Raw genomic sequence first — 22607 nt, forward strand, 5'->3', positions numbered from 1 at the left:
GTTTTATCATGTTTTATGCGGTAGCGCCGTTTATCGGCTGGCTTGTGTCCGGAGTAACCAAATTTTTGATTAATTACCTCCGTTTTGGGTCCCGGGCCAAAGAAATGGTCGGGAACGGCGGGTTTCCCAGCACGCACACAACCGTTATGGTCACGACTGTGTTTTTGATTGGTTTGCAGGAGGGCTTTACTCATCCTGCATTCGGGCTGGGTGTGGCTGTGACGTTTATTGTGATCATCGATGCGACTGGATTGCGCAGAGCAGTAGGAAAACATGCAGAGGCACTCAACAAGCTCGCAAAGGAACATCCGGACGTGTTTCCCGCCAAACCTTTGCGCGAAAGCATGGGACATACCAGATGGGAAATTGCCGGGGGTCTGGTGCTCGGGGTACTGCTTGCGACCGTATTGCATCTGCTGGCAGCGAACCTCCCTAACCTCATTGGCTAGTAGATTCGTAGACAGGAGATTATGTTCATGAATAACCGTACAGCTACGTACTCGTTCCTGCTCGGGACGGCTTTGCTATTGTTTATGGCTACGATTGTGCTTAGCACATCGGTTTTATTTTTGTTCGGCGTATCCGTAACGGCCGCCAGCTTTTGGATTGGCCTCGTTGCGGCTTTGGCTGCGATGGGCGGGATGGTGTCTGTCTTCGTAAGTTCACGTCGTCGCGCTTGGTTTTTCTCCCTGTTGGCTGGAGTGGTGATTGTTTCAGGTATCAGCTACTCCATCAGTGCCAATACGTTTGATCTTTCTTTTGACGGGCAAACGTATCATCAAGAAGCAATCGTGAAAATAACCAACGGCTGGAACCCGGTTCATGACCAGCCCATCGTCAAGCCTTCTGGTTCAAAAGAAGTGGCAGAGATGGTTAATCGAGAGGTTCTCTCAGCCTTTCACCTGTGGATCAATCATTACGCCAAAGGGCCTTGGATGCTCGATGCGGTCATGTACAAACTGACTGGTCAGATCGAGATTAGCAAAATATTCAACCTGTTGTTGATTGCATCGTCCTTTTTCCTGACACTCGCTGCCATCCAAGCCGCTTTCCCAGAGAAAAAGGGGGCGGCGATTGCCTTCGCGCTGCTCGCTGCGTTCAATCCCGCGGTGATCACGCAATCGACTTCCTTCTATATTGACGGACAGCTCGGCTCACTCGTGCTCATCATTTGCGCTCTCAGCTATCTGCTGTATAAGCGCTACCATGCTTGGACGCTATTAGCGCTATGCGCAACGCTCATGCTGCTGGCGCAAATCAAATTCACGGCATTGGGGTATGCCGGATTGCTCGGCTTAGCTATTCTCGTGCTCTTCTTTTTCTACGATCGCCGTCAGCACATCAAGAGCATGCTCGTGTGGCTTTCGGTGAGTCTGGTGATCACGGTAGGGGTTGTTGGTTACAATCCGTATGTCACCAACACGCTAACGAAGGGACATCCGTTTTATCCGTTGGCGGGCAAAGGTGCCGTTGATATCATGACCTCGAACAGCCCGCATGGCTTCAAAGACAATACGAGCATAGAAAATCTGGCTATTTCCTTATTTTCTAAATCGGAGAACATCGCAACACCCCATAGCCCTACATGGAAAGTGCCATTTACGGTCACATGGAAAGAACTCGCCGTGTTCTTCTCTCCTGACGTGCGTGTAGCCGGATTCGGACCGCTTTTCGGAGGAGCTATGATTGTCACATGCTTGATTCTCGTCGCCTTGCTTTTGGGAACTCATCGAAAAAAAGCGGCACCTTTCTTGTGGATCAGTCTTGCGCTCTTCGTGACCGTGCTTATTAACCCGGAAAGCTGGTGGGCGCGTTATGTTCCGCAGCTTTGGTTGATTCCACTTCTGATTGCGCTGGCAGTCTGGGATGTCCAGAAGGGCTTTTTCCGCCATGCCAGCAAGGTTTTGGTCGTCATTTTACTCGCCAATATGGTGATGGTAAATGCTTCTCATATCATTGGACAGGCTGGCGCCAATGCATTAGTAAAAAAGCAGCTTGAAGAGATTAAGGCAAGTAACAAAACGCTGGTCGTAGACTTCCACCATTTCAACGCAGTGAAAGTACGTCTGCAAGAAGCTGGCATTCCTTTCATTGAGCAAAAGCTGGATAAAGGCGAAAAAGTCAAAGGATTTATGACTACGCGTGCGATTTACCTTTTGAAATAAAAGATAGAAGGGGCGTCTCTCAGTCGGGAAATCGACTTTTGGGACAGCCCCTTTTTATTATTAACTGTGTGTAGTGGACGAGACACCAGTTTGCATAAATGTAAAAATCTTCATAATGATAATTGGAAAACTATGGTACAGTTTACTTGTGTTGATTATCCAGAAGGGAGTGTGCATCATGCCTGTTGAGACATTTAAAGCAACTGCACATCTACAGAAGGGAATGGTCGTCAAAGCCAGTTCCAGAAATTTCGAGGTAACCATCGATGAACCAAAAAGCTTGGGAGGTACCGATACCGGCATGAACCCGGTTGAACTGGTACTCTCCGCATTGGGCGCATGCCAATCTATCGTTGCCAGAGCATATGCTAAGAAGTTTCATGTTCAACTCGACGATTTTTGGGTGGAAGTCGAAGGCGATCTCGATACGGATGGCTTCATGAACAAATCTGATGTTCGACGTGGGTATTCTGAAATCCGATACACCTTTCATATCAAAACCGATGCTCCTAGAGAGCAAGTCGAGTCTTTTGTAGAATTTTTGGAACAGACATGCCCCGTTGGAGATACGATTGCGAATCCTGTCACTCTTAAATTAAACGGAATTGTTATTGAAAAACCGAGCGAGATAAAGGCGAATGATTAAAATAAGGCTCCCAATTGGGAGCCTTTGTCGTCTTTATAATTTTACATAAATACAAAGTAAATGACCGCTGCTGCCATTGAAGAGATGAAGGCCAGCAACAAAACGCTGGTCGTAGACTTCCACCATTTCAATGCGGTGAAAGTGCGTCTGCAAGGAGCTGGCGATGCTGAGGGTGTCCACGATCGGCATGATCAGCAATTCACGAATCACTCTGCCATCCAATTTGTACGTTTTATCCACTGTAACCCCTCACGTTTCCATCCTACCCAAACTGAAAATTAAATAAAATAGAAATATTGCCATAAAAAATAAATATTGGTAATATATAACAGAAATATAGATTTGATAAAAGGGGATGTACATAATGAAAAAACTAGCTGTTGCTCTTACTATTTTTGCTGTTTCTCTCGTAGGACCTTCAAGTGCCTTTGCAACTGAACCTGTCGCTGAATCAAAAGCAAGTGCTACCGCAGTTAACTCGTTTTCACAAACGTTGGCACCTAAAGGGAAATCCGGTTATACTGAATTATATGGATTTTACGTGATTCAACAAGGCAATGTAACTGTTGACCTAACACAGCAAAGTACTGATGGAGCCGATGGAAGTTATGTCATTCTCAGAAATTACGGACCAGACCAATGGGTATCTTCCGGAAATCCTGCCGTGGTCTTTACTGGGAACGGGAGCTTTTCCTTTACCACAACAAACCTTCTTCAACCAGGATATTACGCACTCAAGATGACCAATCGTACAAAAGCAAAAGCGACAGTGAACGGTACTATTACCTCCCCATAAATCAACAGCAAATGTTATTGGACAAGCACCCTTGTGGTGCTTTTCTTATGCCCAAAAATCGAAGTAGGACAGTGAAGGCTTATGATCAATTAAATCAGTCTCAGGTTGGTTATTTTCGTTTTTTGGCTTTAGTAAAATGGAAATGGATGAATTACTACAGAGAGAAGAAATGAAGGAGTGACATGATGCCTTTACTCCCCCCTAAAACTTTAAGTAATTTCCCGATCGGAGCTATAAAAAATCCTGCAATAGTCAAACAGATAGCCGCAACGGGACTAGAGGAGCTATACATTGACGTGAATGTCCTCGGGAACCTGATCATTTGTTTTGACGCAAAATCCGATGCTACAGTGGTAGAGCACCTTCTTCCTGCGCGTATCGAGCGGGTTGATAGTGCCTCATTTACGGGGGGCGTTATGATTTTGAATGGTGGAGAAGGAGATGTAGAGATACAAGGTCAATTCGGAGAAGTGGCCGGAATCACACACTCGAAAAACATTAACATTCATCTGCGTGGCGGCGATGTCTCCCTCAATGAGTTATCAGGAAATGCTTCGATTCACCTTGCTGTTGGGAGTGCAACTTTGGGTTGGACAGAACTACGAGGAACGGAGCAAATCAATATCCATGCAAGAGTTGGTTTCGGTGGATTAGATCTTTTAAATTGGAGCTTAGAAGAATCTGATGAAAAGGAATAATAACCTCCCATTCGCTTCAAAAAAGCCGGTTAACGCTAAAAGCGTAACCAGCTTTTGGTGCCCTACTTTATGGATTTTACATAAATACAAAGTAAATGACCGCTGCCAGCACCAGACGGTAGATCGCAAATGGTGTTAGCTTGATGCGATTGATCAGCTTCAGGAAGAAACGGATCGAGAAAAGCGCAAACACAAACGCACTAATAAAACCGATGACGAAAAACGGAATGCTGTCCATTGTAATCGCATCCCAACGTTTCAACAGTGACAAGAAGCTCGCTCCCGCCATGATCGGCACAGCCATAATAAACGTGAAGTCTGCCGCCGCCCGATGGCTCATACCCAACAGTACGCCCCCCGAGATCGTGGAACCCGAACGGGAAAAGCCCGGCCACAGGGAGAAGCATTGAATAAGTCCAACCAGGAACGCTTGCTTGTACGTAATTTGGTCAACCGATTCGATCTTGGGACGTCTTGGTCGGAACCAATCCGCAGCCAACATGAGCAGAGCGCCCAGTACCAGACCGATTACCACGGTCTTCGTCGAGAACAAATACTCATCAATGTAGTCGTCAAACAGAACACCCAGAATCCCCGCAGGAATCAAACCGACAATGACCGTAACCAAATTCAGCCGGGGTCCTGCCGGAATCTCACGCTTGCCAGCCAGTCTGGTAAGGCCGAGCAAGCTCATGAACCGATCCCACATCACAACCACAACAGCCAAAATCGAGCCGAGCTGAATGACAATTTTGAAGGTGTTCGCCACTTCTGGTGAAAACATCTCCTTCGTCTGGAACAAAAAGTCATCCACGATGATCATGTGACCCGTAGAGGAAACAGGGGCAAACTCAGTTAAACCTTCTACTAGCCCCAGCACAATCGCAACAAAAGCTTCCCAGAGACCCAAAAATTCCACGCTCCTATGAATGATGTCCAAAATCAATATGTAGCAGCCGCCCTGTAAAAGGGCAGACTACTGCTTCTAGCATTATAACGTTCATCTCCGGTACAAAGTTACATCATGATAGAAAAACATTCTAGTAAATTCCGGATGGGTTGTCCCCGCAGTGATAGCCATCTTGCTTTTCCATATTCATTCTATTATTGAAAAATGTGAATCAAGAGCTGCGTAGGAAGAAGCGAATTTCCAGTCCAAGCGCCTCTGGAGCCCAGCCTAGCTTCGAAATAAATGGAGGGGAATTTCAGCTTCACTTATGAATGACATCCTCGAAACTTCTACGTTTGAAGCGCTCCCGCCAATTATTTCGAAGCGGACAGTCAATCACCCCTTGCAGGGAGTAGGCCAAAGCGCAGACTGGAAATTCGCTTCTTCCCTCCACCACAGCCCCTCATCGATTCACATATTGCAATGTCCCTTCCCCCATGTCACCCAATCGCCAAAGCGCGATTTTCTCGATGCCCGCTTTCTTTGCGACCGAGATCCATTGAGACAGCGTCTCTTCATCCGCATACCAAACCGTATGCTTTTGGCCGTCTTCACCCAAATAGTCGAATGACAAACTGCCGCTCGCTTTGTCCCTTTTGGGCGGCTCGACACTGGACATAGCAAGGTCTGCTGCCTGCTTTTCCGTCACAGCCGTCACTTTTCCATCACTAGCCCAGTCAAATCCGCCTACAGATAGGGCCATGACCTTGTCACCCGGCACTTTCTGCATTCGATGGGCAAGCTCCTCGATAAATGAGTGATCGGCTTTGGGACCTGGCTCTGAATTCGTGCCGTACAAATTATAAGCCATCATGACGTAGGTAGGGCCCTTTGGCAATGCCAAGTCTTCAATCGGCGCGCGCGGCTCCAATACGATGCGAAGCGACTTCCCCTCCTGCTCCATATGCTGATACAAGGTATGGATAAAAGTAAGGAAGTTGTCCCAGTCTTTCTCGTCAATTCTCTCGTAATCGATTTCTAAACCATGAAAGCCATTTTGGATCACGGCATTCTTAATCTCCATAATGTGCTTGGTACGGCTTGCATCTGTCGCCATGAGCCGGCTGACAATCGACGGGTCCTTTTGAACCTGCGTACCATCACTGTTAAGACGATCATTCACAATGGTCAAATCGAGATCGACATAGCTGCCCTGCTTCGATGCTTCCTTGATTTCCGGCATCGCCTTGGTCATGCGGTCAGTAAAGTGCAGCTTGTCGTTTTCATCAAAATACGCCGCGAAGACTTGCACACTGGACAGGCCATCTGTCATCCTGCGGAAATCCTCCAAACCGGATTCCCACTGCCAGTCTACCACCCACGCAGACAGTTCTGTCGTGTTGTCGGCTGCACCTACACTCTCCAAGCCATCGGTATCATTCCATTTCATCATGAACCACACGAGGGTGATACACACTACTATCAGAAGAGCAGTCAAAATGATCGATCGTTTCTTGATGTTTGACACCTTACACTGATCCCCCTTGTTTCGGATTTAAAAGGTGTCGATGACCCAGTCCATTGCGGCAGAAATAGCTTTCTTGATCGAACTGACGACTCCTGCTAGCCCTGTCTGCACATTACTGAACAGCATCTGCTGCTCGCCATTTGGTTGCACCAGAGACCCAATCTGTACGTCCGCAAACACTCCGTCATAAATGTCGTCTTTTTTGTTCACTTCACTATAGGCCGCTTCCAATGCAACACCACCGCTACTAATGCTCGGGTCGATCTGTTGCTGATCCATGAGCGGTGTTTTATCCACGGAAACACTGAGACGTTCTCCTTGAACAGTGATCTCGAGTTGACGCGCATTTTTAATGTTAATCGGGTATTTTTCCAGCTCCGGAGCACCTGACTCACCTTGCTCTCTCGTATAAACAGAGGCACGGTCAAAGGTCAAATCTTCTGGATTCCAAATCACTTGGCTCAATTCCGTCTTGAAAAGCTCCTGAACTGCTCCTTTTTCCTTCTTCTGCACGACGCGCAGCTCATTATCATGCAGGACGACCCGTACAAAGCTGTCTTTTTCCCGATCATTTCGCAAATAAATGGACTGCTTGCCGATTACATTCCCTTCCAATTTGGCAGAAAGCTTGATATCCTTCTGACTGTCGCTGTTTTTTAAATATAACATGCCAGAGCCGGCAGCTGGAGAGGTCAGGACGATCTTGTCCTCCATAAATTGCGCGGCGCCTCCGAGACGGTCCCACTCTTTGACCTGCTCTTCATCGCCGCGAACGAAGCGAATCTTCTCGTCGGTGTCTTTTTGGATGCGCATCAACAAATGATTCGTGTACCAGTAAGGCTCTGGCTGCACGCGGGTCAGGTTGTACAGATCACCCTCGCTATCGTTGTAGGCGGTTCCTTCCCGGTTAAAGTGCATCGTAAAATACTTTTTGATATTCGCGTCGTTCGCATCCGCTACCAGGCGATTCATGCCGCCATATAAGGTGTTTGCATGCATGATCATATAGGCACCCGGGACAAAGCCCAATCGATCCATATACGTATCATTCATCAGCTTGTAGTCTTCGTTTATTCTCGCTTCCATCTTGCTTCTGTCTTCAATCGGGATCATATTGCTGTCACGGATAAAGTCCATCAAGTAGTGGTTATAGTAACCCACCTTTGTTTTATTCGTTAATTCACTCTCATCCTTCACACCGATAAAATTGCCCTGATCATCAAACACATTGATATACGTCAACCGATAGCCGTTGGAACCGAGCTCCCAGAAGCCATTTTCCCTCATTTTTTTCATGTCTTCCGGTTGCAGGAATTTGTTCTCGCTGTTCCCCATCTTGTTGCCGTAAGACAATGCCGTTGCTTTGAAGTTGTACTTCTCCAAAAGAGGCTGGGCAAACAAGCTCGAATCGTTGCGGCCATCTTCAAAGGCTAAAAACAGTGCCTTGTCAGGAAGTGGCTTCTTTTTCTTGTAAAAGTCCAAGATATCTTGTTGCGAGATCGTTTGATAACCCTGGTCATACAACGCTTGAAGCTGTTCATCTAATTGCTTCTTGGCTACCAGCTTTGGTGTACCCGAACGCCCCACGCCAAAATAGGAGATGGCGATAAAGCCTTTTTCACTCGTCCAGTTCGCTTTATTCGGTTCCTCGTACTTCTTCCAATCAAATACGGCATTGAATAACATGACACCCAAGACGACTAAGATAGCGACTTGGATCAGCGTCTTGATGAATTTATTGCGATCTTTTTTCTGATAGTCCAAGACATCGCTCGTCTTTTTCCCCATAACTCCTGACACCCTCACTCCCTTTGTCTTTCCCTCTTAAAATGGCAGCCCAAAGCCTTTTTTGTTCTTTTTTCGGGCTTCTTTTTTCAATCTGGCTTCGACGTCCTGCGGCGTTTCTCGCGTACCCCAAGTAGATTTCCAGAACGTCACCCAAGCCACAGGCATCTGCCATAACAGCACCAGCTCATAAAACACACAAAAGACAATCCCGAAAACCCACAGCTTGCTTCTACGGAAAAACAGATGGGCCAAGCTCATTAAGAGCGCCATCAGCAGTAAGCCCATTAAAAACGTACCCGGGAAAATTTGATGAACGAGCGGAACGTATACGAGGTTATATAGTACGATGACGGGAGCAGCGATAGGAACAATCAGACCAATGTAAAAGAAAATCGCCATAAAAGGCTCCTTGCGCCAAATAAAGCCGCTGGCACGCAAAGATTCCCTCAACCACGAACGCTTCCAGCGCATCTGCTGCTTCAAAAATACATTCATGTCTGACGGCACAATCGTCGAGCAAATCGCAGAATCCTGATAGCCTGTCCGATGTGTTCGCAAAATAAAGTTGGTCATGCTTCGGTCATCGCCAAAAGTGGCAGGCTGCCCGAGAAACTTCTGATTCAGCCACGCTTCAGAATGCTGCAAAATCAATTCCTTACGATAGCAAGACAACGGCCCAGACAAGCAAGTGACACTGTCAAACCATGACTCAGCCGCTTTCATGATGCGAAAAGCAATGTAGTAACGAACCGTTTGCAGCTTGGTGATCGCGTTGGTGAACTTGTTTTCCACATCCGTACGCCCTGCGACACCACCCATTTTCGGGTCTTGGAAAGGCTGTACGAGGTTGCGAATCGCAGTCGGTTCCAAAAAGCTGTCCGAATCAACGAAGACAACCAAATCGTGCTTTGCCATTTCCACACCTTTTACCAAAGCGACCCGTTTCCCACCGTTTTCCGGAAGAATGTGCATCTTCACGCGTTCGCGGGTCATATAGCGCTCGGCCTCGTTATGAATCATATCGATGACCTTTTGAATCTCCTCTGCTGATCGATCCGTCGAGCGGTCATCTACCACGATGACCTCCAGCTTATCAATCGGGTAGTTCTGATTCACACAACTCAAAATCGTCCGGTGAATCCACTGCTCTTCGTTGAAGCACGGAATAATGATGCTCACGCCCGGTGTATAGTCCAGATTGACGGGAACCTCCCGATACAGAGCACCGAATAAATACCGTGTCAGCAAAAAGGCAGCGGCAATTAAGCTGTACAAATACAAGTAAATGTTGTATTTGAAATAAATCACGCTCTCCGCGCGCATGAGCACGATAAACATCGCAGCGACAAACAGAGAAGCACTTGCGATATAAATGGCGTATCCCCAGCGCTTTTTGCGAAAATACTCGGTTAGCGGCTTAGAAAACTCGAAGGCGAGCATGAACTTCTGACGCCCGTCCTCTTCCTGTGTAAACAAGCGAATGACAGTTGCATCCAGCTTCACCGTTGACTCATAGCCTTCTGGCATTGTACCTGGCGGGATTGTGCAATGGATCATAAACACTTGGCCCACCTGGATGTCTTCCCTCTCCGAATCTAGTTCAACTAATAGGCCAGTCGAAGAAATATCGACGGCTCTGGCCTTGATTCCATCCTTGACCCGATGTTTCTTGGTCAGTAGCGTCACCGGGAAATCCGCCATATAGCGCAAACTCAGCATCCGAATACGATTCAGGTATTCCGGGTCCTCCAGCTTTTCTGGCTCATTCGTATCTTTAGCACCGCGGCGGTCCACTTGGACACGAATTTTCTCCGGGTCTGGCACATTCGATAGCACGCGCCTCTCCGTTTTGGAAACCGTAAGTACCTCTTCGATTTTCTCTTTCTTTTTAGGCTTTATTTTCTCTATCAACTGTTTCATCACTGTCGCTCTCTCCCCTCCACTGCCTACAAGCTCCAGTAATGAAATCCACTGTTTTCAAAGTCAGCTTTGGAATAAATCTCTTTTATGTCGATCATGATTTTGACTTCATTCTTGCCGTACATCGCAGCATAATCAGCGACTTCCATCTGGGCAAAGGCAGCATGCGGTACCGCTACAACCACAATGTCCAAGTCGTGGAGAGTCTCCATCTCTGACAGCTCGATGCCGTATTCCTCGTATGCCTCTCGAGGATTTACCATCGGATCTACGACCAGTGGGTTGATCCCGTACTCTCTCAGTTCCTCGATGATATCCGTCACCTTGGTATTTCTGATATCCGCACAATCCTCTTTGTAGGACAGTCCGAGTATGCCAATCCGTACATCCTTGAGATCGAGCTTCGAACGAACAGCCATTTTAATGATTTGTTGGGCGACATATTTCCCCATGCCATCGTTAATGTGTCTGGCGGCCAAAATAATGCGGGAGCGATAGCCGCTGTCTTCTGCTTTGTACGTTAAATAGTAAGGATCGATACCGATGCAATGCCCGCCGACCAAGCCCGGTGAAAAAGGGAGGAAGTTCCACTTGGTTCCTGCCGCTTGCAATACTGCTTTTGTCGGAATATCCATCTGATTGAACAGCATCGCCAGCTCATTCATAAACGCAATATTGACATCCCGTTGCGCATTTTCAATGACTTTTGCCGCTTCTGCTACCTTGATGCTTTCCGCTCGATAAACGCCTGCCTTGATCACGAGCTCGTATACGCTTGCTACGATTCCCAGTGTTTCTTCATCCATCCCTGATACGATCTTGACGATGTTTTCCAAGCGATTTACCTTGTCTCCCGGGTTGATGCGTTCAGGTGAATATCCGATCTTGAAGTCTATGCCACACCGCAAGCCGGATTCCGCCTCCAGGATTGGCAAGCAAACATCTTCGGTTGCACCAGGATAAACAGTCGATTCAAATACGACGATTGCCCCTTTTCTCAACTGTCTGCCCACCATGCGGGATGCGCTTTCTACATATTTCAGGTCGGGGACATTCCCACTTTTGACTGGGGTAGGCACTGCCACGATAAAAAATCGCGCTTCCTGTAATCTATTTTCATCTGAAGTGAATTCAATAACAGTTTCACTCGTCAGCTCCTGATCCACGTCAACATCATGAAAGTTTCCCTTTTGATAGGCTGCTACTTTCTCTTTGTTTACATCGAATCCAATCACAGAAGTACGTTTGGATAGTGCCATCGCAATCGGCAAGCCTACGTACCCAAGACCGACGACAGCAATTCTTTCTTTCCTCTCCACAATCCCTTCGTACAAATTCATAAGCTGGCTCCCTCTCCCTATTGTTTTTGGCTTTATTGGCCAAACATCTCTGTCATGGGTACAAGCGTGTATCCTTTGCTTCTAAGCTGGTCAATTACGATTGGTAGTGCCTCGATTGTGTGAATGTCATCGAGCATGTGCAGTAGAATCACGCTTCCACTCCGCGTCTGCTCCATAATTGCTTTGACGATATCGTCCGCACTCCGTTTCTTGTCGTAATCGGACGGCGTCACATCATAAATCGTAATGTCCTCGTAGCCCGTCGCTGCAATCGCCTTGAGTGTCTGTTCGTCAAACGCCCCAGTTGGTGGTCGGAAATACATCGTCGGCTTCTGCTGAATCGCTTCGGTTATGATCTGATGAGCTTTGACAATCTCTTTTTGCAATTCTTCCGGCGCAATTTTGGTATTCACCGGATGCGAATAGGTGTGGTTGGCTACATCATGTCCCGCTTCCGCAATCGCTCTCGCCAAGTTTGGATTTCGTTCTACACCATCTGCGCGAAGGAAAAACGAAGCCTTTACTCCTTTTTTGTCCAGGATATCGAGAATCTTCGTAACTGTTTGATCCGTACCCCAATCATCGAAGGACAAGGCGACCATCTTCTTGTCCGTTTCTTTTCGATAGATGAGATTTGGCTTGGACTCCTGATAATCCGCATTCATTTTTGCTGCATCAAAACCCGGAATTTCTTGCAGCGGCTTTCGCTCCCCGCCTTGCGCAATCAACTCGTGCAATGGGACGAATCTGTAACCGACATCAGTAGTAGCCTCTGCCAGTAGCCGGATGTTTTCTACGACAGACTTGTTCTCCTCTGTATCCATCGCGATGATGCCGCCGCGATTGATGTATTTTCTTAGGTAATGAATTTTTTGCTCCTCCGTCTCTTTTTGCCAATTGTGCAGAAACAGACTGGAGGACAATACCGCTTCTTGTCCATTGTGAGCAGCTACCAATCGAAGATCGTCGGTGTAATCGCCCGACTTCGTTCTGATATACCACGGTGTTTTGTCGGTCTCTCTCTTGATGACCTCATTAGCCAATTTGATATCTTCGTACATTTTCTCGTAAGATTGACCCTGCAAATCTGACTGGTTCAACGTGTTGTTTTCAATTTCGTGACCTCTGGCGACAATTTGTCGCGCAATGTCCGGCTCCTCAGCTACCCTCATGCCTGGCAAGAAAAAAGCTGCTTTGATGTGGTACTTGTCCAGTTCATCCAGCAGTCTTTTCATCGTGTCTTTATCTGCCATCCCATTAAAAGTAAGAGCAAGCTGTCTTTGTGTCGTATAGACCATCGACACGGCCTTGCTCTTCTCCCCTTGGTAACGCTCGATTTTTTCAGGTTTAACTGGCTGTAAGCTGTTATCCGCGCTGCTTTTACTCCCCTGAAACGGTGAACAACCTGCCAGCAATGCCACTATCGCGACAAGGGAGATCCAGTGAAAGAATCGGAACCCATTGACCCCTTTCTTATAACTAATCATGATTGTCCCCTTTTCGTGTAAGAAGTGCCCTTTGCGCATAAAAAAACGACTATTTCATCTGCGTAACAAGTAAGTGTAATCAAACACTTTTGCACAGGAATGAACATAGTCTGCCTCTACACGCTAGACTAACATAACCACATACGCCAAACAACTATGTGAAGCGGTTTCAATTATGACAATTTATGGTAATATTATGAATTGCCGACAGGACGCCATTTACAAAAAAAAGACGAGCCTCAATGGGCCCGTCATTCGCTGTTACAGTTTGATTGCGATTAATTTTAGTTCCGTTAATTCCTCGACCGCATACTTGATCCCTTCGCGGCCAAAACCACTGTCTTTCACACCGCCATACGGCATGTTGTCCACGCGGAACGTCGGAATGTCGTTGATCATCACGCCTCCGACCTCCAGCTCTTCCGCTGCGCGCATAGCCGCGTGAATGTCACTCGTATAGATGCCTGCCTGCAAGCCGAATCGGGAGTCATTTACCGCTTCAATCGCTTCGTCCATCGTCTCAAACGGTGTAACGACTACGATTGGACCGAATACCTCCTGGCAGGAGACGGCAACATGTGCGCCCACATTCGTCAGAATCGTAGGGGCAAAGAGGTTGTCACTGACAGGCTTCCCTCCAGTAACTACATGTGCGCCTGCTTCTACTGCTTCCTGTACCCATGCTCCCATGCGTTCATGATCCTTGGCGGAGATCACAGAGGACATGTCTGTCTCTTCGTTCAGCGGATCACCCAGCACGAGCTTTTCTGTGCCAGCCTTAAACTTCTCCAGGAACTCTTCGTACTTGCTCTGGTGAATATAAACCCGTTGCAGCGAGATGCACACTTGACCGCTAAAGGAGAAGGCACCCGTCACGCAACGATCAATCAACGCTTGCGTGATTTCCACGTTGTGGTCGATGATCACTGCGGAGTTGGAGCCAAGCTCCAAGGTCACGCGCTTGAGTCCCGCTTTGTTTTTCATCGCGATTCCAACCGCAGGACTTCCGGTAAACGTAATCGCGGCAATTCGGCTGTCACTGACCAGCTTTTCGCCTACGACTGCGCCTTTTCCAGGTAAAATATTGAGCGCTCCTGCTGGCAATCCCGCCTCCGCGAAAATATCGGCCAGGATCAGCGAGCTCAGCGGCGTCTGACTCGCTGGCTTCAGTACGACGGTATTTCCTGCGGCAATGGCAGGCCCGACCTTGTGTGCTACGAGATTAAATGGAAAGTTAAAAGGCGTGATCGCGCCAACTACGCCGATCGGCTTGCGTACCGTAAAAGCAAGACGTCCTTCACCACCCGGTGCTGCATCGAGCGGCACCGTCTCACCGTGGATACGCTTCGCTTCTTCTGCCGCGAACTTGTAAGTCTGGATCGTCCGAGCGATTTCTACACGACCCGTGCGAAGTGGCTTGGCGGCTTCTTGTGCGAGGATAACCGCTAGTTCCTCCTTGCGTGCTTCCATAATCGCAGCGGCCCTCTCCAGTATCAAAGCGCGCTGACTGGCTGGCATTTTTGCCATGACTTTGGCTGCTGCTTTGGCCGCCTTAATTGCCTCGTCTACGTCATGATCGGCTGCCTGAGCGATTTCAGCCACCAGCTCCCCAGAATACGGGGAGTAGAGTGGTGCGTATTCTTTTGCTTCTTTCCATTGTCCGTTGATGTAGAGATGCTTTTTCATGAGTATGGAGAACCCCCTCGGGCGTTTTAGTTCGTCACGTATTGGCTTTTCAAAACATCCGTCATAATGTCCAGTGCCTCTTCCAGTTGCTCGTCTGTAATAACTAGTGGAGACAGGAAGCGCAGTACGTTGCTGTGGACGCCAGCAGAAAGCACGATGACGCCAGACTCGTAGCAGCCTTTGGTCAAGCCAGCAACGAGCTCTTTCGCTGGTTGTTTGGTTGTTGGATCGATAAATTCTACGGCGCACATCGCACCCAGCCCGCGTACTTCTGCGATCACAGGGAAATCTTTTTGCAACGCGTGGAAATGTGCCTTGATCTTGTCCCCGATCACCTGCGCACGACCAGACAGGTCTTCGCGCTCCATTTTCTCAATGACTGCCAATGCCGCTACGCAGCCAAGCGGGCTTCCTCCATAGGTACCGCCGATCTCACCTGGGTTTGGCGCGTCCATGATTTCTGCGCGTCCCGTAACAGCAGAGATAGGCAAGCCTGCCGCGATTGATTTGGACATGGTGATGATATCTGGCTCGATACCAAAATGGGTAGAGGCAAACATCGCGCCAGTACGACCGAAGCCTGTTTGAATCTCATCGGAAATAAAGAGAATTTGATGCTTTTTACAAATGTTATAGACACCTTGAACGAAGGACACAGGCGGAACGATAAAGCCGCCTTCTCCCTGAATCGGTTCCATAATCACAGCAGCTACTTCTTCCGGTGCAACCTCAGTCAAGAGGAAGTCCTCGAACTGACGCACGCAGAATTGCGCGTACTCATCATCTGTCATGGATTCCGGCTTGTTCAGTGGATACGGGAACTGCGCTTTATACGTAGCTGGAGCGAATGGACCCATCTGGAATTTGTACGGCTTCACCTTGGATGTCAGGGACATGCCCAGGAGCGTACGACCGTGGAAGCCGCGGCTAAAGGAAATGATGCCTGGGCGTCCTGTGTATTTGCGGGCGATTTTCACCGCGTTCTCTACTGCTTCTGCCCCGCTGTTTGCGAGCATTGTCTTCTTTTCAAAGCTGCCTGGCGTGATTTGCGTCAGCTTCTCAGCCAAGGCCACATATGGCTCATACATCCCTACATGGAAGCAAGGATGAATGTATTTGTCCAGCTGTGCTTTTAGTGCCTCAACTACTTCCGGTGGGCAGTGTCCGGCATTCAATGTACCGATCGCTCCGGCAAAATCGATGTACGTATTGCCATCTACATCCGTAACCAATGCACCTGAAGCTGACTCTACAAAAACTGGGGTATTGTTGCCGACACCTTTTGGAACGAACTGCTTTCTTTTTTCAATCAAGGCCGCTCCCTTTGGACCTGGCACACCAGCAGCTACGTTTACAAATTGACGTTGTTTGGACATATCGTTTCCTCTCCTCGTTCGAGATGGTGTATTAGTTGGATTGCTTGTAAACTCAACCACGATATGTAGCAATACCTATGCCAAACGCTGGAGCTTGATGAAATCGCGTTTCCGGCACTCCAGTCACATCTAATTATTCAAAAATGAATCAAAACACCAGAATGTTCGATTCATTTTTGAATAAACGATTCATTTTTGAATTACCTGGAACGGATCCGATATTTTTGCAGCTTCCGCACGACAGAGGGCTGGCTAATTCCTAGAAACTCCGCAATCTCTCCCGTGGTCCGGCAGTGCTCAGATGCATAGCGCAGCCATTTTTCCTCTACCTGCTCCAGGGCTTCCCGAAGCGACATCTTGGAAGTAGCCAGACTCGGCTCCATGGCTGCCTGCTCTTCCCCTGCCAACCTGATTTCCGCGGGCAGATGCTGAGAAGTGATCACATCTTCGTCCGCAGTGACCACCATTCTCTCCAAGACGTTCTCCAGCTCGCGCACATTGCCCGGCCACTCGTACTGCATCAAGGCATGTGTCACGGCAGGGTCCAGACGCTTGTCCATTCCGTATCGTTCATTGAGCGAGCGCACGACGCGCTTCAGGAGAGCCGCGATATCCTCTGGCCGGTTTCGTAACGGCGGGACGTGGATCGGGACAACATTCAGTCGAAAATACAGGTCCTGCCGGAACTTCCCTTCCTTCACCATCTTTTCTAAATCGCGATTGGTAGCGGCAATCAAACGAAAATCGACGTCGCGGTACTGTGTGCTCCCAACGCGCTGCAACCGTTTTTCTTGAATCACCTTCAACAGCTTGGCCTGCAAAGTCAGCGGCAGTTCCCCCAGCTCGTCCAAGAGGAGAGTCCCTTGGTTCGCCATCTCGATAATCCCTTGCTTGCCCTGCTTGGCGGCGCCTGTAAACGAACCAGCCTCATAGCCAAACAGCTCCGATTCCAGCAAGCCCTCCGGGATCGAGCCACAGTTGATTTCCACGAATTGCCCACCCGCACGACGGCTATTGCGATGAATTTCTTTCGCGATCACATTTTTCCCGACACCCGATTCTCCGAGTATCAGGACCGTCGAATCAACAGCCGCGACTTTCTTGATGAGACGCTCAATGACTTGCATCGGCTGACTCACTGCCACGAAGCCCTCCTGGTGCTTTTCGCGCAGCTCCTCAATCTCGGTTTCAAACTGCTTGAGCTGCTCTGTCAGACCTTCGTAGCGCCGTTTCAATTCCATAATTTCAGTCAAGTCATGGGAATAGCTGATGATCGAATGCATGCTGCCATCCTCGTTCCAGACGGGAAACGCCGTCACCATCAGCTTTCGACCCCCGGGTATTTCCTGCATAATCGTCTGCTGCGTCTTGGCATCCATGACTTTTCGCGTGACAGATGGAGAAAAGACCTTCCTTTTTTCCAGCTCGATGACGTTTTTGCCCAAGAGCTCTTCCTTCCCGATGCCATATATTTCATACGACGAATCGCCAACCAGCCGGATGTAGCCCTCATGGTCCGTGATTAACAAATGATCGCGAGACGTTTCAACAATGGCCTCCAATACGCGGCTCATCCACTTCTGTGTGCTCTCTTCACTCTTCATCTCTTCGCCGCCTCTCGTAGGTTATGATTAAAAACATAACATTTACGACTATTACACGTGCCTTTCTTCATTCTAGCAGAAAATGATTTTCACAAAAAATTCATATTTGAGATTACAGTTTTTAACATTATTTCAAATAATTTTATTACATTAACGATAGAAAAAAGGGAGGCGATACCATCATTAGAATACTCTTAGTTGTTATTCTTGGGCTTTTGGCATTCGGTTTCTTTGAACTCGACATCAACATGGGAATAAACAGAAAAATTACCGTAGGCATTACAGTCATTTTGGTTTTTTGGATGTCCTATCTTCAATATAAAAATCAAAGGAAAGGCAAATGAATGAAAAGCTAGGAAGCTAGGGGAAGAACAACGACAATGTTTGAAAAATATGTAAAAATAACAGTAACAACAGTCTTGCGAGATGGAAAGGATGGTAGGAATGACACCCACAGTCGGCGACATCTATTGTGTTTTTGTCGAGAAGCTGCAAAAGTACACTGCTTGCCAGGTCACATCGATAAAAGAGCCTAGCACGAGTAAATCCAACCTCATTAGTATCCTCGAGCTGGACTGGAGCAGCGCTACACTGCCTGATGAATCAGAGCTGCACCAGATGAAGCCCTTATATTGCGACTACTTCTTCTGGAACAACAAGCTCGATCACATCTATGTTGATCCAGCGGTGCCCAAAGGCTACATAAAAGTAGGGAATGTACCACCACTCGTGACAGAAGAGACGAGGAGTTACGGCAGTTGGGGTGTCGGAGGGAGCCTATACCGTCAACACAAGTGGAATCAAATTCCCGAGGAACGTCGCAAGCAGTTTAAACAGGCCGCAAAGGATGACCAGATGATTTCGCTAGGCGGGAAGAGCCTGCGCCGATCGAATAACGTCATTCATGCCGACATCCTGCGAAGCCTATCGGACATCTCTGAATTGGAAAAGCTCCCTTGCCTGACAAGAATCTATGCAGAGGAGCCCACCGATTCCTTGCTTGCCTTTGTCAAAAGCAATCCGTTTATACTGGAGCTTCACCTGGAAAAAGCCAATGGCTCCTCTCTAGATCTGACAGGAAGCCATCTCAGTAAATTCTCTCTCCAAAACGCGGACGGGCTGGAGTCACTACATCTGAACAATGGTGTAAGAGAGCTCATACTGGGCAAGAACATTTCATCAAACCTGTTCATAGATGCCCAGCAGGATGGGCATTGGCTGACCGCTTCATTCTCAGATTCGCTGCCACTTCATCGCGGACTCGACCAGCTAGGAGGACTCAATCTGCACGATGTGACGGAGCTGGACTTACAGCCACTCGTCCAGCGGTATCCTTCGCTTCAGGACATCCGTCTGCGGGGCAAACCTGGTACCCTCAGCAATCTGGGCAGTATCCAGCACTTGAAGGAGCTACTGACGTTTACGACCTACGATCTGTTTGGCTTCACAGGGGACGAGTTCCCTTCGCCAGATCAATGTCCCAAGCTCTCCAGTCTCTGGATGACAAGCCTCCCAGCAGAAGCGGCCAAGACCATTAAAGCCGCCTACAAAAAAGAAGTGAAAAATGGGCTGGATTTGTCCATCACCAAGCCGCGCAAGCCTGAATGGCTGGCCAACAATTTGACCAATCCGTTTCGCGATTGGGATGGCAGGGAGCACATCTCAATAACCCACGCCAACAAGGCAGCCAGTCTCTATAAAAAAATGAACACCGCGATCAGTGCGCTTGAAAAGCAAAGCAACGAAGACGCGACGAATACGGAAGAAATACAAACGGCTTTGCGTTCATTGGTCAAAGAGTACACAGAGACTTTCAACAAAATGGATCGCCGGACTGGCTTTATTGAAACAGTTGAGCGGGAAGAAATTTTCGTTGTGCTCGATGAGCTGCTTCAGTCGGCACAACGGAATTTAGCTACTGCGGGAGTGGAACTAGATGTGGACCAGCTTTTTGCTATTTTTGATCAGACACGTGATTTTTGAGTGAGAAAAAAGACGCCGCCTCTCCTACAGGAAGGCGGCTTTTTGTGCTTAGACATTCTTTTTGATTACCCACGTACTCATGCAACGCTGTCCGGCTACATTCACCGTTTTGATTGGCTCTAGGAACACGCCTTGCAGTTTTTCCGTCATGCCCACCATCGTCCGTTCATTTACGAGAAAACGGGTACTTCCGTCCGGCAACAAATAACGTTCGTTCCCCAGTGGCTGTACAGCATCCTCAATCCCAATCGAGGAAGCAAGACGCATGAATAGAATGCCTCCTGGCTTCAGTACCCGCCACAGCTCCTCTAGCATCTGGCGAAAATGCTCTTCGTTTTCAGCAAAATGGAGAACCGCATTACTGATGATGAAATCAAAGCTTTCGTTTTCAAAGCCCATGCTCTCAATCGGTTCCACACGAGCGCGCTCCGCTGACCAATCCGGCGCCAGTTGCTTTGCCATTTGCTGCACTGCCTCGATAGCTTTTGCCGATTGGTCAACCGCATACACCTGATAGCCATTTCGCAAAAAGTAGACCAAATTCCGCCCCGAACCGCAACCGGCATCGAGTATCTGCATGTCCTTCGTAACCCGTCCCTTTAACAACTGATCAAACAAGTAAATATCTATATCGCCAAACTGCTCGGCCAGATTCATGTTTATCACAGCCTTTATCCGATTTTTCTTCAGTGTACCAATTCGCTTGTCATCTTCCAATCCCGCTCATCTGGAACGGATTTACAAAAATGATAGTTGACACCTCTTGATTACGTGTGTAATCTTAAAAAAAGAAACAACGACTACAAATGTAATCGAGGAGGTGTTTTCTTGGACGAGCAACCGCGAATCTCGGAGGCTGAGTGGGAGATTATGAAGGTCCTCTGGGCAAAATCACCCGCTACAGCAGCCGATGTCATCCACACCCTGCGAGACAACAAGACGTGGAAAGACAACACAATCAAAACCTTGCTCAGCCGCTTGTTACAAAAGGGTATTCTCACCTATGAGCAGGTCAATCGCGTCTACTATTACTCTCCTGTGCTCACTGAGGAAGAATGCAAGCGCCAAGAGCGACAATCCTTTTTGCAGCGCGTGTACGGCGGGGCCTTAAAGCCCATGCTGGTTCACTTTTTAAAAGAAGAAAAGCTCTCCTCCCAAGAGATTGACGAGCTGAAAAAAATCCTTTCCGAAAAGGAGAAATAAGCTGGTGGATTGGCAATGGCTCACACTCACCCTCACTCAAGCATTTACGTGGACGCTGTATAACTCCATCGAAGCCAGTCTTCTCGTGCTCCTGATCTTGCTCTGCCAGCAGCTCGGCAAAAAGCATTTCCCCGTCCGCTGGCACCACGCCGTATGGTTCCTGCTTATCTGGAAGCTCGCGGTTCCTTGGTCGATAGACAGCACAATCAGTTTGTATAACTGGCTGCCTACTTCGTCCTGGGCATCCATGCAAGAAGCGCACCCGCCTACGGAACCGATTGTTCTCACTACTGAGGCTTTGCATCCGCATGAATTTGCCCTCCAACTAGATGCCTCTCTAGCAAACGAAGCGAGCTTTTCCTGGATCAGCCTGCTTTCCCTCATCTGGATCGGCGGTATCGCCATTTTCGCTATCACCATGACTCGCAGTACATACCGATTACTCTCTCAGCTAAAAAACGAGGTCTTCGTACAGGATGAAGCTATTTTGCGCGTCTTTTCTCAATGCAAAAAACAGATGGGCATTACCAGATCCATTCCCCTGCGCATGAGTCATCAGATGACAAGCCCTGCCTTGATGGGAATCTGGCGACCGCAAATTTGGCTGCCGGAAAATCTTTTGGACAAGCTCAACGAGCATGAGCTGCGCCACATCTTTTTGCATGAGCTGGCGCATTGGAAAAGACGAGATATTCCTTTAAACAGCATCATGAGCGTGCTTCTGATCCTTAACTGGTTCAACCCGCTGTTATGGTACGCTGCTTCCCGCATGCGTCAGGATCAGGAAATGGCTTGTGATGCCTTGGCTTTGACTTATTTGCAGGAGACAGAGGTACCTCGCTATGGATACACCATGATCAAAATGCTCGAGCTGTATGCCTGTCCCAAACAGATTCGCTTCACAGCCGGGTTCTCCAGCTCCAAAAAACAGGTGAAAAGGAGAATAGAAATGATTCGTCACTTTCAAAAACGAGCGTATACATGGACCCTATCTGGTATCGTGGTCGTCTTGGCTTTAGGCGTCTTCACTTTGACCGATGCAAAAAAAGTGCTAGGGAACGAGGTCACCTTCTCTGTACCAGCAGAAGGAGAAACGAGAAGCACACCTGATCAAACCAGCCTCTCCATCATCAACAACCTGAACACTCCAGTAAAAGCGCCGCGGCGGGTAAGGTGCTCAAAGCTGAATACGATTCAAAAACAGGGAAAGGCAACCAGGTCACACTCGAGCATGAAGGCGGGTATCAAACCGTTTACTCTCATTTGGAAAAGCTGGAGGTCACCGCTGGCGCTACTGTGACCCAAGGCCAGCTCATCGGTCGGTTAGGAAGTACGGGACGCAGCACGGGACCGCATCTTGCCTTCCAGATTCTCGAAAATGGTATACCCGTTGATCCGACGAAGCACTTAGAGGATGTAAGGACACAATAGTAGAACTAATAAACCCCATCAGGGAAAAGCAACTGATGGGGTTATATTTTGAAATAAAAATAAGGAG

At 48.2% G+C, this 22607-nt stretch carries 19 protein-coding genes and 1 pseudogene; 9 read left to right on the forward strand and 11 right to left on the reverse strand.

What is annotated here, in order from left to right:
• Positions 1 to 8 precede the first annotated feature (8 nt).
• The 3 genes from ACQ5DJ_RS11095 to ACQ5DJ_RS11105 all read left to right on the forward strand — a co-directional run bounded on the left by ACQ5DJ_RS11095 (position 9) and on the right by ACQ5DJ_RS11105 (position 2811).
• Complete coding sequence (locus ACQ5DJ_RS11095) at positions 9 to 449, forward strand: divergent PAP2 family protein (RefSeq protein ID WP_429842515.1); 441 nt, start codon at positions 9 to 11, stop codon at positions 447 to 449.
• A 27-nt stretch (positions 450 to 476) separates the two neighbouring features.
• Complete coding sequence (locus tag ACQ5DJ_RS11100; RefSeq protein ID WP_429842516.1) at positions 477 to 2165, forward strand: hypothetical protein; 1689 nt, start codon at positions 477 to 479, stop codon at positions 2163 to 2165.
• A gap of 178 nt (positions 2166 to 2343) precedes the next feature.
• The gene (locus tag ACQ5DJ_RS11105; protein ID WP_087348463.1) at positions 2344 to 2811 is read left to right on the forward strand and encodes an OsmC family protein; all 468 of its coding nucleotides are present in this window, start codon (positions 2344 to 2346) and stop codon (positions 2809 to 2811) included.
• 33 nt (positions 2812 to 2844) lie between these two features.
• On the opposite strand, the gene ACQ5DJ_RS11110 is transcribed toward ACQ5DJ_RS11105, so the two are convergent.
• Positions 2845 to 3051, reverse strand: coding sequence for a hypothetical protein (locus tag ACQ5DJ_RS11110; protein WP_429842517.1), 207 nt, complete (start codon positions 3049 to 3051; stop codon positions 2845 to 2847).
• Between the two features lie 124 nt (positions 3052 to 3175).
• On the opposite strand from ACQ5DJ_RS11110, the gene ACQ5DJ_RS11115 reads away from it, so the two are divergent.
• Both ACQ5DJ_RS11115 and ACQ5DJ_RS11120 read left to right on the forward strand, forming a co-directional pair.
• Positions 3176 to 3607, forward strand: coding sequence for a hypothetical protein (locus ACQ5DJ_RS11115; protein ID WP_429842518.1), 432 nt, complete (start codon positions 3176 to 3178; stop codon positions 3605 to 3607).
• Positions 3608 to 3789: 182 nt separating this feature from the next.
• Positions 3790 to 4305, forward strand: a complete 516-nt coding sequence (locus ACQ5DJ_RS11120; protein ID WP_429842519.1) for a hypothetical protein — start codon at positions 3790 to 3792, stop codon at positions 4303 to 4305.
• A gap of 76 nt (positions 4306 to 4381) precedes the next feature.
• Here ACQ5DJ_RS11120 and ACQ5DJ_RS11125 read toward each other — a convergent pair whose 3' ends face one another.
• The 9 genes from ACQ5DJ_RS11125 to ACQ5DJ_RS11165 form a co-directional block, all read right to left on the reverse strand.
• Complete coding sequence (locus ACQ5DJ_RS11125; protein ID WP_429842520.1) at positions 4382 to 5215, reverse strand: undecaprenyl-diphosphate phosphatase; 834 nt, start codon at positions 5213 to 5215, stop codon at positions 4382 to 4384.
• 442 nt (positions 5216 to 5657) lie between these two features.
• On the reverse strand, positions 5658 to 6722 hold the full coding sequence (locus ACQ5DJ_RS11130; RefSeq protein WP_429842521.1) for a glycosyl hydrolase family 18 protein: 1065 nt from the start codon (positions 6720 to 6722) through the stop codon (positions 5658 to 5660).
• A 27-nt stretch (positions 6723 to 6749) separates the two neighbouring features.
• Positions 6750 to 8510, reverse strand: coding sequence for a polysaccharide deacetylase family protein (locus ACQ5DJ_RS11135; RefSeq protein ID WP_429842522.1), 1761 nt, complete (start codon positions 8508 to 8510; stop codon positions 6750 to 6752).
• A 36-nt stretch (positions 8511 to 8546) separates the two neighbouring features.
• Positions 8547 to 10430, reverse strand: coding sequence for a glycosyltransferase family 2 protein (locus ACQ5DJ_RS11140; protein ID WP_429842567.1), 1884 nt, complete (start codon positions 10428 to 10430; stop codon positions 8547 to 8549).
• Between the two features lie 26 nt (positions 10431 to 10456).
• Complete coding sequence (locus ACQ5DJ_RS11145; protein ID WP_429842523.1) at positions 10457 to 11770, reverse strand: nucleotide sugar dehydrogenase; 1314 nt, start codon at positions 11768 to 11770, stop codon at positions 10457 to 10459.
• A 32-nt stretch (positions 11771 to 11802) separates the two neighbouring features.
• On the reverse strand, positions 11803 to 13257 hold the full coding sequence (locus ACQ5DJ_RS11150) for a polysaccharide deacetylase family protein (RefSeq protein WP_429842524.1): 1455 nt from the start codon (positions 13255 to 13257) through the stop codon (positions 11803 to 11805).
• Between the two features lie 261 nt (positions 13258 to 13518).
• A complete protein-coding gene (locus ACQ5DJ_RS11155) occupies positions 13519 to 14943 on the reverse strand; it encodes an aldehyde dehydrogenase family protein (RefSeq protein ID WP_429842525.1) in 1425 nt (474 codons plus the stop codon).
• Positions 14944 to 14969: 26 nt separating this feature from the next.
• On the reverse strand, positions 14970 to 16319 hold the full coding sequence (gene gabT / locus ACQ5DJ_RS11160; RefSeq protein ID WP_289675193.1) for a 4-aminobutyrate--2-oxoglutarate transaminase: 1350 nt from the start codon (positions 16317 to 16319) through the stop codon (positions 14970 to 14972).
• A 200-nt stretch (positions 16320 to 16519) separates the two neighbouring features.
• Positions 16520 to 17923, reverse strand: a complete 1404-nt coding sequence (locus ACQ5DJ_RS11165) for a sigma-54 interaction domain-containing protein (protein WP_429842526.1) — start codon at positions 17921 to 17923, stop codon at positions 16520 to 16522.
• A gap of 444 nt (positions 17924 to 18367) precedes the next feature.
• Here ACQ5DJ_RS11165 and ACQ5DJ_RS11170 point away from each other — a divergent pair, with 444 nt between their 5' ends.
• Positions 18368 to 19906: a hypothetical protein gene (locus tag ACQ5DJ_RS11170; protein ID WP_429842527.1), complete on the forward strand. Its 1539-nt coding sequence runs from the start codon at positions 18368 to 18370 to the stop codon at positions 19904 to 19906.
• Positions 19907 to 19954: 48 nt separating this feature from the next.
• Here the strand turns inward: ACQ5DJ_RS11170 and ACQ5DJ_RS11175 are convergent, their stop codons facing one another.
• Positions 19955 to 20623 carry a class I SAM-dependent methyltransferase gene (locus tag ACQ5DJ_RS11175; RefSeq protein WP_429842528.1) on the reverse strand — a complete coding sequence of 223 codons (669 nt, stop codon included), beginning with the start codon at positions 20621 to 20623 and terminating at the stop codon, positions 19955 to 19957.
• Positions 20624 to 20734: 111 nt separating this feature from the next.
• On the opposite strand from ACQ5DJ_RS11175, the gene ACQ5DJ_RS11180 reads away from it, so the two are divergent.
• The 3 genes and pseudogenes from ACQ5DJ_RS11180 to ACQ5DJ_RS11190 all read left to right on the forward strand — a co-directional run bounded on the left by ACQ5DJ_RS11180 (position 20735) and on the right by ACQ5DJ_RS11190 (position 22540).
• Complete coding sequence (locus tag ACQ5DJ_RS11180; RefSeq protein ID WP_429842529.1) at positions 20735 to 21109, forward strand: BlaI/MecI/CopY family transcriptional regulator; 375 nt, start codon at positions 20735 to 20737, stop codon at positions 21107 to 21109.
• Between the two features lie 85 nt (positions 21110 to 21194).
• Positions 21195 to 22004, forward strand: a pseudogene (locus ACQ5DJ_RS11185) (M56 family metallopeptidase); the annotation flags it as partial.
• 278 nt (positions 22005 to 22282) lie between these two features.
• The gene (locus ACQ5DJ_RS11190; RefSeq protein WP_429842530.1) at positions 22283 to 22540 is read left to right on the forward strand and encodes a M23 family metallopeptidase; all 258 of its coding nucleotides are present in this window, start codon (positions 22283 to 22285) and stop codon (positions 22538 to 22540) included.
• Positions 22541 to 22607 lie beyond the last annotated feature (67 nt).

The sequence above is a fragment of the Brevibacillus sp. FIR094 genome, from assembly GCF_050477165.1.
Classification (GTDB): Bacteria; Bacillota; Bacilli; order Brevibacillales; family Brevibacillaceae; genus Brevibacillus.